The organism is Kolteria novifilia (assembly GCA_007748055.1).
Classification (GTDB): domain Bacteria; phylum Planctomycetota; class Planctomycetia; order Kolteriales; family Kolteriaceae; genus Kolteria; species Kolteria novifilia.
Window position 1 is genome coordinate 4,659,481 of the sequence record CP036279.1, and the last position, 16,947, is coordinate 4,676,427.

At 61.2% G+C, this 16,947-nt stretch carries 12 protein-coding genes; 2 read left to right on the plus strand and 10 right to left on the minus strand.

Going from position 1 to position 16,947, the window contains the following annotated elements; all coding sequences use genetic code 11:
• Nucleotides 1–125: 125 nt before the first annotated feature.
• The 9 genes from Pan216_RS17125 to Pan216_RS17165 form a co-directional block, all read right to left on the minus strand.
• Nucleotides 126–3,305, minus strand: coding sequence for a hypothetical protein (locus Pan216_RS17125; RefSeq protein ID WP_145259679.1), 3,180 nt, complete (start codon nt 3,303–3,305; stop codon nt 126–128).
• Between the two features lie 575 nt (nt 3,306–3,880).
• Entirely contained in the window at nt 3,881–4,516 is a 636-nt protein-coding gene (gene scpB / locus Pan216_RS17130; RefSeq protein WP_145259682.1) for an SMC-Scp complex subunit ScpB, read from the minus strand.
• A gap of 101 nt (nt 4,517–4,617) precedes the next feature.
• Complete coding sequence (locus Pan216_RS17135; protein ID WP_145259684.1) at nt 4,618–5,586, minus strand: DUF1573 domain-containing protein; 969 nt, start codon at nt 5,584–5,586, stop codon at nt 4,618–4,620.
• A gap of 471 nt (nt 5,587–6,057) precedes the next feature.
• A complete protein-coding gene (gene trmB / locus Pan216_RS17140) occupies nt 6,058–6,687 on the minus strand; it encodes a tRNA (guanosine(46)-N7)-methyltransferase TrmB (protein WP_419192652.1) in 630 nt (209 codons plus the stop codon).
• Between the two features lie 17 nt (nt 6,688–6,704).
• Nucleotides 6,705–7,199, minus strand: coding sequence for a 3-hydroxyacyl-ACP dehydratase FabZ family protein (locus tag Pan216_RS17145; protein ID WP_145259688.1), 495 nt, complete (start codon nt 7,197–7,199; stop codon nt 6,705–6,707).
• Nucleotides 7,200–7,617: 418 nt separating this feature from the next.
• Entirely contained in the window at nt 7,618–8,457 is an 840-nt protein-coding gene (locus Pan216_RS17150) for a hypothetical protein (protein WP_145259690.1), read from the minus strand.
• A 211-nt stretch (nt 8,458–8,668) separates the two neighbouring features.
• Nucleotides 8,669–11,515: a cytochrome P460 family protein gene (locus Pan216_RS17155; RefSeq protein ID WP_145259692.1), complete on the minus strand. Its 2,847-nt coding sequence runs from the start codon at nt 11,513–11,515 to the stop codon at nt 8,669–8,671.
• A gap of 419 nt (nt 11,516–11,934) precedes the next feature.
• Nucleotides 11,935–12,963, minus strand: a complete 1,029-nt coding sequence (gene tatC, locus Pan216_RS17160; RefSeq protein ID WP_145259694.1) for a twin-arginine translocase subunit TatC — start codon at nt 12,961–12,963, stop codon at nt 11,935–11,937.
• A gap of 303 nt (nt 12,964–13,266) precedes the next feature.
• Entirely contained in the window at nt 13,267–14,673 is a 1,407-nt protein-coding gene (locus Pan216_RS17165) for a class II fumarate hydratase (protein ID WP_145259696.1), read from the minus strand.
• A gap of 473 nt (nt 14,674–15,146) precedes the next feature.
• On the opposite strand from Pan216_RS17165, the gene Pan216_RS17170 reads away from it, so the two are divergent.
• Both Pan216_RS17170 and Pan216_RS17175 read left to right on the plus strand, forming a co-directional pair.
• Nucleotides 15,147–15,632, plus strand: a complete 486-nt coding sequence (locus tag Pan216_RS17170) for an Hsp20/alpha crystallin family protein (RefSeq protein ID WP_145259698.1) — start codon at nt 15,147–15,149, stop codon at nt 15,630–15,632.
• Nucleotides 15,613–15,969, plus strand: a complete 357-nt coding sequence (locus Pan216_RS17175; protein WP_145259699.1) for an Hsp20/alpha crystallin family protein — start codon at nt 15,613–15,615, stop codon at nt 15,967–15,969. The genes Pan216_RS17170 and Pan216_RS17175 overlap by 20 nt, the downstream gene beginning before the upstream one ends.
• A 165-nt stretch (nt 15,970–16,134) precedes the next feature.
• Here the strand turns inward: Pan216_RS17175 and Pan216_RS17180 are convergent, their stop codons facing one another.
• Nucleotides 16,135–16,905, minus strand: coding sequence for a PIG-L family deacetylase (locus Pan216_RS17180; protein WP_145259701.1), 771 nt, complete (start codon nt 16,903–16,905; stop codon nt 16,135–16,137).
• Nucleotides 16,906–16,947 lie beyond the last annotated feature (42 nt).

Below are 16,947 nucleotides of genomic sequence, written 5' to 3' on the forward strand. Positions count from 1 at the left end.
CAAACCGGCCGCTGGGATGGTTGACGGATAGTCGGTCAGGGGCCGAAGCCCCCGACATGCTTGCTCAGCCCTGTTCCGATCGACGAGCCCAATTGTTCTCGTCTTCTTCGAAGGGCGAGAGTCGCTTACGCGTCGTCGTCTTCGAAGAACGAGTCGAGCTGGCTCTCGGTCACGGGAAGCGGACCACCGACCCAGTTGCCGACGAGGCCGACGTCACCGACGGCACCGAAGACGAACGAGGGCTGGCTTCCCGAAGAGATCGAGAAGGTGGCCGACGACGAGCGGAAGACGCCGCGTTGATCGAGGCCATCCTCATCGACTTCGTACATGCCGTTGAGCTGCTGGTCGCCGGTGGTGCCGAAGACTTCCGGATCGGGATTGAAGAAGTCGGTCACCGAGAAGTCACCGAAGCCGAGCGACGCGATGTCGACCGCGGCCAGGTCGAGCGTACCCTGGGCACCGAATCCGATCTGGTCGGCGACAAAGTCGCTCCGGAAGTTGCCGACGGCCGGCGGATCGGTCGGATTCTCGGTCGACGACGGGTTGCCGAAGACGATGTTGCGGACCTGCGTGGCCGGATCGATGCCGACGGCGCCGGTCTGACCCGGAGCGAGCGTCGGCAGATTGATCGTCACGTAGGTCGCGTCGGCGTTGCGATAGAGACCGAGGTCGTCATCGCCGTCACCGTCCCAGTCGCCAGCGAATGCGATCTCGTCGCCGTTGCCGATCGCATCGGTGATGACGAAGGCATCCGGATCAAAGGAGAAGATCGAGCTGGTATTGATGATGAAGAAGCCAGGATCGGTCTCGCTCGGATCGCGGTAGACCGCGATGTTCATCTGGCCGTCGCCGGTGAAGTCCCCGACGAAGCCCTGGTCCCCGACATCGCCGAAGACGAGCGTGAAGAACTGATCGCCATTGAAGTCGAAGACGTCGCTGGTGTTGAAGACGAATTCGGCGGTGCCCGGACGATAGAGGCCGATGCCGTCCCCGGTCACGACCGGAACGACGCTGACGACTTCCAGGTCGACCGAAGTCTCGGTGGTGGTCACCTGGAAGGTGATGCCATCGACGACCAGTTGACCGTTCTCGTCGAGGTTGCCGAACTCACCTTCGATCAATTCGGCGGTGAGGATCGTGAAGGTGTCCCCAACGGCCGGGACGTAGCCCGGGTTGATCTGGAGGGCCAGTTCCGCGTCGGTGATCGTGGCGACCCCTTCGACGGTCGTCAGATCGTTGCCACCTTCCTCGGTACTGGCGATTTCCGCCCCGAAGAGGCCAAGCGGGCCAACCGTCAGGGATCCGACCACGTTGAGCAGACCGGTGAACGGCTCCTCGGTGGAGGTCGGGGCGATCAATCCGCCTTCGGCGACGTCGACACCCGCGGCGCCAACGACGATCGTTCCGCCACCGATCAGCTCGGCGCCAGGCGCGACCTTGATGCCACCCTCGGCGTTGACGATGGCGTCGTCACCGAAGGTCAGCAGTCCGTCGAACTCGCCACTATCGCTGACGAGCAGCGGGGCGTTGGACTCGGCCTCGAAGCTCGACTCGCCCGTTCCGAGATTGACGGTCGATCCAAGAACCTCGGTCCGAACCTCGGAGAAGAAGAAGGACTCTTGCGGCTCTTCACCGTCACCGACCAGCGAGAGGTCGCCGATTCCGCCACCGAGCGTCAGGATCGCCTCGGTGTAGACCTTGAGGTTACCGGCGATCGAACCGAAGAGCGTCAGCACGCCGGGATCGACAACAAGGACTTCCGACTCGGAACCGGTCTGGGTGATGCCGAGCTTGGAGAAGTCGTTGCCGCCATCGATCTCCTCGCCGTCGACGTAGCCGAGCAGCACATCCTCGGCGGCTTCGATCGTCGTCGTGCCGAAGACCCGCAGGCCGTCGATCTCAACGCTCTTGCCGCTGACGAAGGTCGCGTCCTGGATGACGGTGCCGCCCTCGGAGAAGACGCACAGATCGCCCTTGGTCTGGAGCGACAAGTTCATCGTGTCGCTGTAGACGTAGAAGGCTCCCTCGCAGCAACCCTCTTCTTCTTCTTCGGCTTCCGGATCGGAGAGGTCGTTGGCCGCGTTCGCCAGGATGATGTTGCCGATCACATCGAGCCCAACCTCAACGTCGCCACCCTTGGTGATGATGGCTCCATCCTCGGTTTGCGTGATGCTCATCCGCGCGAAGAACCCAACGTCGGTGCCGTTGGTGACGACATCGCCGATCACCAGGTCACCCTCGGCTTCGACGTAGTTCTCGACGCAATACATCGCCTCACTGAAGATGCTGACGGGACCGCCGAACTTGTGGGCGAAGAAATCTCCGCCTTCAGTGTAGCCATCAATTTCAATGTCACCACCGTTCTCGCTGGTCACGCGGAAGGTCGAGGAACCGGCGATGTCGAGAATCCGTCCATAGCCATAGCCATAGCCATAGCCGGAGTCGTTGGTGATGATGCCGCCGTAGGCGCTCTCGTTGGTGACGTCGAGATCGCCACTGGCCTTGATGCCGCCCAAGTAGGTGTCATAGTCACAGCAACCCAAGGTGTCGCCTTCGACGATGGTCACGTCGTTGGCGTTGATGACCTCGATTTCGCCCGTGGTGGTACTGCCGCAGAACGCGTTGTTGGACGAGTCGAGCAACAGGTTGCCCGTCAGGCCCAGATCGAAGGTGGAGTTACCCTCGACCAAGAAGCCGGCGTCCGTTCCCGACTGCGTGACGTCGACACCGTCGGCGGTGATGGACAGGGCGTCATTGAAGAAGGGAGAGTCGATCGAGAAGATGCCGGTGTTGGTCACCGCCAAACCGTTGGTCAAGGCGACCGACACGCTCGCATTGAGGTCCGACTCGATCGTTTCGCCGAACGTGAAGCTATTGCCGTTCAGGCCGTTGACCACGACCTTGGTGACCTCCGGCACCCCTTCGTCCGGATCGGAGAAGTTGGCGAAGTTCAGGATCTGCTGTCCCTTGCCCACCACGATCGGAATGATGTTACCTTCGTCGTCATAGTTGACGTCGGTACCCGACCAGAGGGTTCCGTCCAACGTGAGGGTACCGCCATCCTCGGCGCTCCCTTCGCCCGTGGTGTCGAGCGTGACACTCTCACCCTCGAGGAGCTGAATCAGAAGGGTCTCTCCATTGAGCGTGAAGTTCGCGGGGACGATACGATCGTTGAGACTTTCAAAGGCGGCCATCCGACCCGCGTGATCGTTCTCACTGACGTTGCTGTCGAGAGACTTGACAATAAAGCGGCGAAGAGTCGAAAGGGGACCAGCCGCACGGCTGGCAAGCTGACTCAAGGGCATCTACGAGTTCTCCTTAGGGGCGGTCGTACCAACGGGACGGAATGGTCCTTCCGAAAGACCATCGTCATGAAACGCCCGGATCGCTCAATCATTCTGAGAAGATTGACAATCCAGTCGCAGTTGACGACGAAGTGAGCGCGCACGAAGGGCTTAGAATCGCATCGATCCTTCGGGTCGGCTCTTGGGAAGGAGCATCCAGTCGAAAAAAAGCTGCCGGCCATCGACACGCTGTGATGGCGGGGGGTTCGAGCACGGGAGCGACGACTACGTTCGCTCACGTGCCACGACTGCGGCGCTTCCAATGTTGGCGGAATGCTGGTGGAGGCGCGCAGCTGAGATTCAACCTAAACATGAATTCTCGATCGTCAAGAAGAATTGATAAAGAAACGGTTAATTAGCCTAAAAATCCGACCCATCAACACCCAATTGATACACTCATCAACCCAACTTCTGTAACGATCACACAGGATGGGAAGCCTTCGCCCAAACGAACTGGCAACCGGATTGCACCAGCACACGCGCAGCGTCGGATACAGCATCCGTGGAGCGGCAAGTCCGCGCCTGGAAGCGATGAGTCAGATGTTCGCGAGGTCTTCGGTCACGGGCAGGTCGTCAAGATCCTTCAGTCCAAAGAGCTCGAGAAACCGCGACGAGGTGGTGTAACGCTCGGTTCCCTTCTTCCCGGACTCCGACGGATTGATCTCCAGCAGACGCCGCTTGACCAACTGGCGCAGGGCGCTGCCCGACTCGACCCCGAGGAAGCGGCTCACTTCCTCTCGGGTGACGGGCTGTTTGTACGCCACGACCGACAGGACTTCGATCGCCTCGCGCGAGAGCTTAATCCCCTTGTCCGGGCGGGTCTGTTCGAGGATTTGGCGGCGTCGTTCGGGCAAGAGTCCTAGCTGGAACCCCTTGTCGGTCAAGGAGATGTGATACGGCCGATGTTCACGCCGGTAGCGAGCCCCCAGTCGACGCGCGGCTTTGCGCACGTCGCTGGCGTCAATTTCAGGATAGTGAGTGACAAACTCGTCGGGATCGAGGGCATGATCGCCCACAAAGAGGATCGCCTCGATCACTTGATCGAGCAACCGCCCTCGCTTGGGTAGGATCTGGCGATCCCCATCGGGCGGGCGAGCCTTGTCCGACGGAGCCTTGTCCAACGGACTCGGGGTGTCGTTCTCGGCGGGAGGAGGAGTTACGTCATCGGCCATGATGGTGATCGTCCGGCGATCCACCCCTAAAAAGCGAAGTTGCCCCGCCCTTCCCCATAAGGAAGAGCGCGGCAACTTCAGTGTCGTCAGGTTGGCGAACCTTACTTCTCGACGTTGGCCACGATTCGGTAGGGAAGCGCGTTCTCGCTATTCAAGTCGGTCATCACCTCGAGCGTGCGATCGAACTTGCCCTCGGCTTTCGGCTCGAACTCGACCTGAAGGATGTGAACCTTCCGCTGCCCTTCGGTGCACATGACGTTCATGCCCTCGATGTCGCCATCGACCCATTTGATGGTGAAGGGTTTGTCGCCCCGGAGGAGGACCTTCCGCTTCACCTTCTGGCCCACGACGATCTTGGGAATGTCGAGTTCGCTCGGCGAGGCCATCAAGGGAGCCTTGACGATCCCATCGACGTGCAGTTGGACAAGCGATGACTTGGGATCGTTGGTCCTGATCTGGACGATCTCCGAAAGCGTCCCGGCCGGAGCGTTCTTCCCGAGCGTCGCGGTGACTTCGTAGCGGATACGCCCGAGCTGGCGATCGAGTTCGCGACTGGTCACGGTGACATGGGAAGCAGGAAGAATCTCTTCGATCTGCCAGTTGCTATCGCCTCCGGTGTAGTCGATGGTCGCCTTCTTGGTGGCTCCATTGCCCTGCGAGACGACGCCGAAGTCGATCGAGCCCGGCGTGATGGTCACGTCGGACCGACTGTAGCCCTTCACCCGCAGCGTCACGGTCTCGTGGACCGGCTCGGAGAAGGTGACATAGATCGACATGCTTCGGGGGCCGGTGAAGGTGGTCGCGTTGTACTTCACGCGAACGACGAGGTCGTCGCCCGGGTCGGCCGTCGAGGTGAGAGCTTCGGGCTCGGCGCATTTGCAGGACGAGCGAACGCCGCTGACGCGCACTCGCGAGTCGCTGTTGTTCTTCATGACGAAATCGAAGGACGAGATCGAGCCGTGGGGCACGCTCCCAAAGTCCTTCTCCGTCGTTTCGAACTGTCGCTCCATCCCGGCGGCCACGGGGGGCAACAGCAGAGCCGCTGTCAAAATCGGTACGGAAAACATCATTGGAATCCCCGCTTGGTCAAGGAAAACGTTGCTCGTCTATCTGTAACGTTTCGCGGTCGCCACTTCCATGTCAACTGACTCTTCTCGAAGCAACGAAGCCCGGTCGCCGCCGTCACCACACCGAAGAACCTTCCGACCGTCACGATGAGACGAGTCAGTCCTTTCCATGTGGATCGAAAGCCAGCGGCATGCTCCGGTAGATAAGCGTCACCTCGCGAAACCGGACGGGACGATTCACAATCTCTTTTGGCTTCTCCCCCAGCCTCCATGGGAGAGGATGCTCGACCTTCCCCTCATTTACCGAGGTCTCACCACGCTCGCCAACGGCCAATCACTACATCCACTATACCTTCTCCTGTCGCTACAACCGATGCGGGACATTCCTAACACGCCAATGTTCCCGGAAAGATCCGCCCTACCCGGAAGGGGCGCCGGAGAAGTCCCGTTCGCGAAGCCGAGAGTCTTCCGGCGTCAGCGACCGAGGCGTTTGTAGATCGTGCGGTGGATCGCGCGGCCCTCCAAGCGGTACTTCCGCTCGAAGTGGGTGAGGTAGTCGGCATCGCCGTCCTCCTCGGGCGCGGGGGTGACGGGAGACTCGGCGGGAACAAAGAGCTCGTGGCGTTCGAGTTCCTTCATCATGACGCCAAAGTACTCCTCGACGTCGGTGGCGACGTGCAGCCGCGAGTCATCTCTTAGTAGCCGCGCGGCGGTGTCGAGAAAGGTACTCGAAAAGAGCCGACGCTTGCGATGGCGACGCTTCCACCAGGGATCGGGAAAGTAGACGTGGATCGCCGCGATGGAGGCATCCGCCATGGTCGGCAACATCTTCCAGATGTCTCCCGCGACGACGCGCGCGTTGGACACCTCGTACTTGACCAGACGTTCCGCCGCCCGACGAGCGTACTTGAGCGCCCAGTCGACCCCAAGGAAGTTGGCCTCCGGGCGCCGCCGACCTTCCTGGAGCAGAAAGAGCCCCTTTCCGCAGCCGATATCGAGCTCGACGGGGTGGTCGTTTCCAAAAAGCGCCGTCAAATCGGTGCTCTCGGGCCAATCCTCGACGAGAAGGAGCGTGCCGGACGTGTCGAGACGCGGACGGGGCATTGCACCCTGCATGTGGCTTAGGAACGGGTCACGGCGGGAAGCGAGACGCCGATGAACTGGCCATTGAAGACCATCGAGCCATCGACGAACCCTTGAGCATCGAACGTAAAACGTCGCGGTGTCACTTTGTCGGCTTTGCAGACGATCCAGAGACGGTCTCCGGGCCGGACCATGCCGCGGAAGCGAGCTTCGTTGATTCCCCCGAACCCGATCACACTGTCCTTGGGGACGATGTTGAAATAGTGCGAGTAGAAGGAACTCAGTTGCGCCGAGGCCTCGATCATGAGCACCCCCGGCATGAGCGGGAACTCCGGCATGTGACCGCGGACCCAGAACTCCTCGTCGGTCACGTCCTTGTAGCCGATGGTAAGTTGTCGCTCCTGTTCCAGGAGCGTGATCGCGGTGAGCATCTCCATCTCGAAACGATGGGGATTGAGTTCTCGAATCTGCGCCTGGTCGGCAATCACCTCTTCGGGGAACTCGCTTGGTTCGACAAACGCTTTCGGCGGCATTGGGGTCTCTCGTGGTCAGCGGATGAAGGACGCAACGCGAGCGGCAGCAGCCCGCACCAACGTGCTGACTCGCGTGGGTCTATCATATAGGCAAAAGACTGGGAGCGAAGTGGCCCAATCGCTCACGACGCTAGCACTATCCGCCTCAAGTCGCAAGGAAAACAGTTCGAGGGGATGGCAACGGATAAAGGGCTCGCCCTTCCCGCGCGAAGCGAGAAGCGAGCCCTTTCTCGTGTCTCAGGGTCTGCCCGCGGGCACCTGCGGAGCCTAGCAGCCCGTTGATCTATTCGCTGCCGGCTAAATCAACGGCCTGCTAGTGCTCTGTTCCAGCTCGACGTTGGTGTTGGTGCAACCCTAACCCTTTGGCACTGGCCGACAAGCAGCCAGTGGCACCCGAAAACGTCGCTGGACCAGTGCACTAGTCCTTCGCGAGCGTGCCCTTGTAGTCGCTCTTGAACGAGTAGAACGAGTCCGGCCCCGCGACGTCCTTGATCTGTTCGTCGACCGTGAGATGGAACCCCGTCATCGTTCCCGTCATCGGATCGAGCGTGACCGTTCCGCGGCGAAGGAACTGGGCGAGGAAGACCTCGAGATTCCCATCGTCGGGATGGTCAATCAGTTCCGTCTCGACCGCCACGACCAGCTTCCTCGGCGTCGCCTCTTTGAATTCACAGACTTGCCGCAGGGCGACCGGCTCCCCGCGATTGATGTCCTTCGGAACTTTCACCGCGAACTTGCGCTGCCAACGCAAGCCCTTGGTCGGCAACGCGTCGGGAACGGTGATCATGAAGGGGAGCTCTTCGACGTTGCTCTCCTGGTCGGCGAGGTGTTTGGTCTGGCGGACGACGCCATCGGGGCCCAAATCGACTCGCTTGACCGGCTGGCCCACCAGCGGCCCCAAGTGACGAGCGAGGTTCGGATCCGAGCCTTTGGGATCGGCCGAGTCGTATTTGAGCACGGATCCGGTCGGATCGGTTTGCTCGAAGTGAAGCTGCGTTAGCGAGAGTTCCATCGTCGCCACGCCGAGCGAGTCTCGGCTGACCACCCGCCATTGTTGACGTTGACGCAGAACGCCCGAAGCTTCCATTTTCGCGCCATCCTCTTTGGCCTCGATCTTCGTCCGATGGACGACATCGTAGGCGAGCGTGGTTCCCTCGGGCAGCCGGAAGGTGAACTTCGGCTGGGCCTGAACGGAACCAACGGTTCCCGCCGTCAGCAATAGAGCGGCCGAGACCGCCACGCTCCAATTTCGATTCATCACTTCCGACTCCTGCCTTGTTTTCCCAGTCTGCCAGGTCAAACGCGTGCTGAGCCGCCGAATAGCAAGTCTGTTCGAACAGGGGAATGGGAATGCGCGAATTGGCAGTCTCTACGGGGGGACCGCGGGACGACCCCACCTTCACACTCAGAAGCAATTCGTACGTCAGGCTATTGCTTGACACAAACGACGTGGTGGCGAAAGCCGCGGCCTATTTGGAGACTTCCGCGGTCGCGGAGGTGATGAAGAGCTTCCAGTTCTCGATCGGCGTGCCACTCAAATCGAGGTGGCTGCACAGGTAGTGAAGCCGCTGGACCGCGGGATCGTCGGGCGCCCCCTCGAAGAGATTGCGAAGAAAATAGGGTGGCAATGACTGATAGTAGAGCGTCGCCGTCACTTGAACCGTCGAGGGATCGATGTTCCCGGGAAGCTTCACCCGGTAGCGAACGACGTCCCCTCCCTTGCCGTCGGTGAAATCGGGATCGTCGAGCGCCCTTCCCTTCGGCCAGGTCGCCTCGAGGTACTCGCCGTGGAGCTGCTTCGGATCGGGCCCCTCCTTCGACCAACCTTTCGGCAGGAGACGGTTGTCCTTGAGTTCCTCGTCGCGTTTAAGAAAGCTCGTTGTGAAGGACTCGTTCGCGTCGAGCGTCAGCTCCTCGTAGATCTGGACTTGATAGGGAGCGGTGATCTCTTGGTAGTGGGGCTGATACTGTGGCCGGCCCGCCTTGTCCTTTTCGAAGAACTCCGTCTGCAAGACTTTCCCCGTGTCATCGACGATCATGCCGAGCGAGTTGGTCCGCCCGGAACTCCAAATCTCGTTGAGCCGTCCCCCCTGCCTCGCGCTGACGACGACTTCGAGAAATGCCCGGCGGAACCCGACCCCGCTCGGGAAGCGATGACCGGAAAGATTGCGCACCGTCACCGTGGCCAGCAATTCGTCGTCCTTCACCTCGAGGGGAGCAATCGCGACGGTCGCGGTCTGTTCCCGGGCCATGCGCACCGCGTTGCCGATCGCGTCGGTGAGCCCACGACGGGATTCGCACATGTACTCGAGCTTGCGCACCCCGAGGATGTCGTCGAACTGGTTGAACATCTCGAGCAGGAAGACGTTGAGCCCCAACAACTCGTGCCGACCGAAGTCATTTCGCGTGCGGACGAGCAGTTCGTCCTGGGGGATCGTGTACTCCGCTTCGGGATAGGACTGGTCCTGGATGATCGCGACTTTGGTCTCCACGGGCCCGTCGAGGGCGTGGTGAGTCGTCGGCATGTGGCAGTTCTGGCACGACTTGGCCTGCTTGTTGCCCGTCCTGATCTCGTCGTCGAAGTCGCTGTTGAGCCACTCGAGATAGGTGGCTTGCTCGATGCCATGCCGGAATTGCGGGAACTCGGGCGACGCTGGGTGAGACTTGTCGGGAGCGGCGCCGTCGACGATTGGGATATCGACGGTGTGGCAAGCGGCGCACAGCCGCGACGAATCGAGGTGCTGATTGTATTGCGGCTTGATGCCGAGAGCATTCTGCATCGCCTTATGGGCGATCTCGTTGTCCTTGTAGGGACCGTTGAGCGTGTCGGACTTCACGAAGGAGATCCGTCCGGTCGAGTGCTGATTGAGATACTGCTCCACCGACAGCTCGGGCTCGACGTTGAGCTGGTGGCAGATCATGCAACTGATGCCATCCCGAGCCAGCGCCCCATACTTATAGTGCGGGTCCTTGTGATCGGTGATCTCGAGGAACTCACGGCGAAAGTCGCCCGGCTTGCCATCCTTGGCCATCTGGTCGCGGTCGAGTTGATGCTTGCCCATCGCACCGTGGCAACGGAAGCAGACGTTCGAGACCGCCTTGGTCAACTCGGGGCCGTCGGGACGGGTCTTCAAGTAGGCCAGTTCAATGGCGAATTGAGCGTGAAAGACCGGGTCGCGACCCGCGAGCCCCATCGGCGACCAGCGCCACTCACCGTAGGGCGAGATGTTGTAGCCTTCGCCCGGCCCTTCCCCGGTGCGAATGAACATGACCGGCCCGAAAGCCCCACTGAGCCCCCCGTGACAGTGCATGCACTGCGTCGACGTCAGGAAGGTGTTCGCTTTCCCGGCGGGCGGAACCAGGTGATCGTAGGTCTCCGCGGGCATGCACGGGACATTGCCTCGCTTGGGCTCGAAGTTGCTCTTGCCGTAGGCTTCGATAAAGGCCGGATTGACGCGGGCGGGCGTCGTCACGCAGTCCTCCGGGTTGCTAGCGTTGCAGCGTCCCTGAACGTGGGAGGAGGGCTTGGCGTCCTTTGGAGGATGTCGCCAAGAGTTGTCATCGACGAAGGTGACCGGCTCGCCCGGAAAGCCCTCGATGTTGCGAAGGGCGGCGAAGGTGAAGTCGGACTTCGCGACGGCGTGGCAGCGGACGCAGTAGAGCCCGAACCCCGATACTGGGTAGTCAAACGGATACGTGTGGGCGTCGACCGTCTGGCTGTACTCCGGGCCCGCCCAGAACCAACCGTCGTAGGAGCCCTTCGAATCCTTGATCATCACGGTCCAGGACCAGCGATCGTTCTCGGTGAGCTGCTCGATCGTCTTGTCCAACTCCTCGTCGCTCATGCCAACGTAGCGGGCCGCGGGCGGCGGGAACATCTCCTTGACCATCATCGCACCATCGGGAAGCTCCCCCTTGCGGCCGGTCGTCAGCCACTCCATCACCTCCGGCGAGTAATAGATGCGGACGGCGGGGTGAGTCCCGTAATAGCGATGGTTGATGTAGGGCCCAGTGTCGCGAACGCCCTTGTCGGCACACCAGCCGAGCTTGTCGTACTCGCGAGAGTCGAGGAACTTGTAGAGTTTCTTCTCGAACTCGGCCTTCGGCATGGAGGTCGGCAGCGGCAGCGGGTTCTTCTTGGCATCGTGACAGCACGCCGGCAGCTCGTTCTCGGGCTCGGGTGGAATGGGCTTCTCGGCGACGTCGCGCTCCTTGCCGCGCACCGCGTCAAGCAGGACGAAGGTCGGAAGCCCGAGGATCAAGAGGAGGAGCAACAACCGCAAACGAATGGCCCGAGACGCTCTTCGTAGTTCCATGCGAGTCTGGATCCTTCATCCCTAAATCGTGACATGTTGGCGGAGCGAACCGTCATCGTCGCTCCCGATGGGCCTACCCACTATCGCGTTTCGGGGGCAGGTTCGGCAAGGGCAGCTTGAATACGGGGATGAAAAGGGAGTGCGAGCGGGAGCGGGAGAAGAGAAAGAAGGATCTACCACGGAGGCCGCGGAGGGACACAGAGGAAGAGGCCAAGAAGGCATTGGTAGGAGTAGGAGAGGAGCGGTCGTGAGACCCGATCCGGAGACGGCCAACACTCCAACCCCGTCTTTCGAACATCGAGAGATCTTCGCTTGAGGGTCAACCAGTCATTTGAGCGTTGTTCTTCCCCTCTGTGCTCCTCCGCGACCTCTGTGGTTCAACTCCCTCTTCTTCACTTCCCCCCTCAGCCACCAGGGAATCAGAAGAACTCGTCGTCGAACCGATCGTCGTCGGTCGAGCGGAAGGGATTGGTGCTCTGCAGGTACCGGATGAGGATCAGCCCCGCTTCATAGAGCAGACAGAGCGGGATCGCGAGCAGAATCTGCGAGACCGGATCCATCGGGGTCACCAGCGCCGAGACGATGAAGATGCCGAGGATCGCGAACTTTCGCTTCTCCTTCATCTGGTCGTAGGTGAAGATCCCGACCCGTTCGAGAATCAGCATCGCTAGCGGAAGCTGGAACGCGATGCCGAAGAGGATCATCGACCAAACGCAGAACCCGACCCACTCGCTCAGGCGGATGTCGGGCTGGAGATCCATCCAGCTATTGGCCCCGAGGAAGAAGGTCAGCATGATCGGGAACATCGCGAAGTAGCAAAAGAGCACGCCGACCAGAAAGAGTCCGATCGTGAAGGGAAGCGACATGTGCACCAGCCGCCGCTCGTGGGCGTAGAGCCCGACCGCAATGAAGCTGTAGAACTGGAAGAAAACCCAGGGACTCGCGAGGACGATCGCGCCACCGATCGACGCCTTGAAGTAGATGAAAACACCCTCTTGCGCCGAGAGCGTCTTGAGATTCCACGGCTCCTGCACCTCGTAGAGCGGCATCACCAACCCGACGACGAGCTCCCGTGCCGGCGCGGTGACGTTGAGCGTCATCCCCCCTTCGGGAATCTTGACGTCCGCCTCGGGATCGAGCGTGCCGGTGACTTCCGAGAGCGATTCGGGGCTGATGGTGGCGGCGAAGCTGACTCGGTCCTGCTTGTCGGTCGGCAGCGATTGCTGCTCCTCGACGTACTTCGCGATACGGGCTGGGACGACGCGTTCGGTCCACTCCTTCTGCCCTTCGACGACCGGTTCGGCCAGAAGAACGACGATGTAGTGGCCCATCGGCAGCGTCGCGATCATCGCCAGGATGATCCCCGCGAGCGCCCGAAGGATATGCGTCCGCAGTTCCTCGATGTGCTCCCCGAAGGTCATCGAGCCGTCATCGGCGTGATCGGCCATGCTCTCCTCTCCGAACTAACCCACGACGAAGGATCCGCGACGTGATCGCGGCCTTGGCCGATCCGTTTGGTTTGCTCGCGAATGTTCGACGTCTCGATTGGGAAGCATCCGCCACGATCCCAACTCGGTGGCGATGATCCTCGACAGACGGGCTCCGAACAGGCAGGTGCGTCGGCGCGTCAACACCGTCGCGATCGAACCACAGTGTAACGAACCTTCGACCCCGTGACCCAATGGAAATAGGCCGACTTCCCGCTCCGAGCGACCGTCAGCCCGTGCAACCCGATCGTCGAGAACGCACCGTCACGTCGACGGAATACCGCGCTCGGTCTGACTCTTCGGGTCGAGGAGGTGGTCGAGTTCCTCCTTGGTCAACTTGGTCGTCTCGAGAGCCACTTCGCGAACCGTGCGCCCTTCCGCGAAGGCCTTTTTCGCGATCGACGCCGCTTCGTCGTAGCCGATCTTGGGCGCCAACGCGGTGCACATCGCCAAGCTGTACTCGATCAACTCTTGACAGCGCTCGCGATTGGCCTCAATGCCGGCGACACATTTGTCGGCGAAGGCTCGGGCGACACTGGCGATGATCTCGCACGACTCCAAGACGGTGTACGCCAGCACCGGCTTCATCACGTTGAGTTCGAAGACCCCGCCGATGAGTCCGCCGGTGGTGATCGTCGCGTCGTTGCCGATCACCTTGGCCGCGACTTGGAGCACCGACTCGGACATGACCGGGTTGACTTTCCCCGGCATGATGGAGCTACCCGGTTGGGTCGCGGGGATGGAGATTTCGCCGATGCCGCAACGGGGCCCACTGGCGAGCCAGCGAACATCGTTGGCGATCTTCGCCAAACTGATCGCGACGGTCTTCAGTGCGGCACTCGCCTCGACGATGGCGTCGCGTGACGCAAGCGCCTCGAAGTGATTGTCGGCGACCTTGAACTTGAGTCCCGTTTCGCCACTGAGGGCCGAGACCATCCGCTCGGGGAACTCCGGATGAGTGTTGAGCCCCGTGCCGACCGCGGTCCCGCCGATCGCGAGCTGTGAAAGTCGTGGTAGGGTCGCCTTCAGCCGCTCGATCCCATGACGCACCTGCGTCGCGTAGCCGCTGAACTCCTGGCCGAGCCGAATCGGCACCGCGTCCTGCAGATGGGTGCGACCAATCTTGATGACGTCGTCGAGTTCCGTCGCCTTCGCCTCGAGCGCCTCGAGTAGATGCTCGAGCCCAGGCACCGTCGTCCGCTCGATCGCCTCGAGGGTGGAGAGATGCAGCGCCGTCGGAATGACGTCGTTCGAAGACTGACCACGATTGACGTGATCGTTGGGGTGAACCGGCGAACGACCTCCGCGTTCGCCCGTCGCCATCTCGTTGGCGCGGCTGGCGATCACTTCGTTGACGTTCATGTTCGTCGAGGTGCCCGACCCCGTCTGGAAGACGTCGACGACGAACTGGTCATCGAGCTTCCCCTCGATCACCTCCGCGGCCGCCTTCTGGATGAGCTGGTTTTCCATGTCTTCCAGGTAGCCAAGATCGGCGTTGACGCGAGCGGCACACAGCTTGATCAGCGCGACACCACGAATGAAGCGAGGCGGCATCGTTTTGCCACTGATCGGAAAGTTCTCGACGGCCCGACCTGTTTGAGCGCCGTAATAGGCATCGGCGGGGATCGTCATCTCCCCCATGGAATCGCGTTCAGTCCGAGTCTCGTTCATGATCCCTCTCCGCTGTGAGCGTGGGCTGGTGTGGCATGTGTTGCGTCGCTGCGCTGGGAGGAGCCTCGCGGGGTCTTGCCGAAGCTAGAAATCAAACGGCTCCGCCGTCGTCGTCCACCGGCTCGCGCTCTTCCATTTTGTCATTGGTAGGGCAACGGAGGATTGTCGCCAAACAGTTGGCGCCCTCGATCTTGGGAAGATTCATTCGTCACTTGGGACCATATCACGCCCCAGGGCAACCAGGTCAAATTGGCGCTCGTGAAGCCCCTAGCGATCAACGCAGCCCTCGACTGCCATTTCGGCATGCACCGCTTCGGGATACTGGGACAATGACCTCAGCCACGCCACGAACATAACCAACTACAGCGAAACATGTTACGAAAACAGAACAACAAATGACCAAGTACCAACCCGACGGCACGAAATCTGCACCTATCCTGGTCGCCATCAGCCTCTGAGGGGAGGTTTCTTCCATGAACTTCATTAACGTTCGCCGACTATGGCGTACCACCCCAGGCCTACGCGTTCCCCGTCACCGACTCGAGGATTCCACCATCGAGCGGCATGAGGCGGGCCGCCCGCGCTATCTCTTTCCGCTGGTGAACATTTATGAGGCAGCCGACGCGTTCGTCGTGCGGGTCGAACTACCCGGCATGAAGGCGGACGAAGTGACGCTCGACGTCACCGGCGACTCCCTGCGGCTGGCGGGCGAACGCCGACGACGCCTTGCCATCGACGAAGCCAGTTGCCGACGACAGGAGCGGTGGTTCGGCCAGTGGGAACGCGAATTGAGCTTCCCCCACCTGATCGACACCGACGACGTGACCGCTCAGATGGCCTCGGGAACGCTCACGATTCATCTGCCCAAGGTGCGTGTGAGCCAACCACGACGAGTCCCGATCGAGCCGCAAGCCGACGAGACGGAAAGGAGCGACACCGATGTACGCGCTGACGACTGAGCACGCCCCGGTCTTTCCTCCTCGGGTCGACATCCACGAAACGCCCTCGGGATTGGTCCTGACGGCCGACCTCCCTGGAGTGACCAAGGAGAACCTCGACGTCTTGATCCAGGACAACGTCCTCACCATCACGGGGCGCTTGGTCGAAGACGAACGGCCTCTCGGCTCGCCGGTCTACCGCGAATACCACGACGGGGTCTACCATCGCTCCTTCATCCTGACCGACGAGGTCGACGCCGACCGGATCCAAGCGGGGCTCGAGGACGGCGTCTTGACCATCATCCTTCCGAAAGCCGATCGCCCCGGCCCGCGTCGCATCGAGGTTGTCGAGAACTGACCGTGCCGTGATTGCCCCGACGATCACTTGGGGGCCCCCGACTGCTTGTCAGCCAGCACCGCAACAAGGTGAGTGACGCGACGACGGTTTCGACAATCGTTCGTGTGCCACTGAATGCTTGTCAGCCAGTGAGGGGTGTACGGCCCTGGCCTCGCCTGGCCGGTTTCAGCCGTGGGGCATGTCCTCGCCGGGGAGCTTGACCGGCGCGGGGCTCCCCTTGCCACCGCGAACAAACCGAATCAGATCCTCCGTCCCCGCGGGATGCGGCAGCGTGAAGAGTTCGCCGAAGAGAAATCCGCTGCGCCCGCCGGTCGCGGCGGCGTTGCCACTGACCCAATGCTTGACTTTCGCGAAGCGTTTCTCGTCGAATTGTGACTTGTAGCACTCGATCGCGGCTAGTTTCTGCTCGAACGTGTCGCTGATGTCGACGACGAAGCTACTGTGCCAATCGCGGTTCTCGGCGTCGAAAATCACCGGAGCGTAGACGAGATGCGGCACGCGGTAGGGAGTCGTCCCTTCGAAGCGTTCGTCCCACTTGGTCAGTTGGGAATAGAAACGGCTCGCTTCGACGAGCAGATGCCCCTGGTGATGGTCGGGAGAGGCGGCGGGCGTTCGTCCCGCCATCGTGAGAATGATATCGGGGCGATACTTGCGCAGGGCCGTGGCGACGATGTAACGGTTTTCCGGACTGTCCATCAAGACACGGTTGGGCAGCCCGAGATTGAGCCGCACTTGGACGCCAAGGATTTCGCGAGCCGTCTCGGCTTCGGCGGCGCGGGTCTCCAAGGTCCCTCGCGGCGTGGGCTCGCCGGTGGTGAGATCGAACATCCCGACGCGATAACCTTGGTTGACGAGTTTCGCGAGCGTCCCCCCACAGGTAATCTCCAAGTCATCTGGGTGGGGCGCGATCGCCACCACGTCGAGCCGTTCGGTCATTCGAGTCTCCTAGCGTGGTCGGTTTCGGTCGGTGAATTCCGC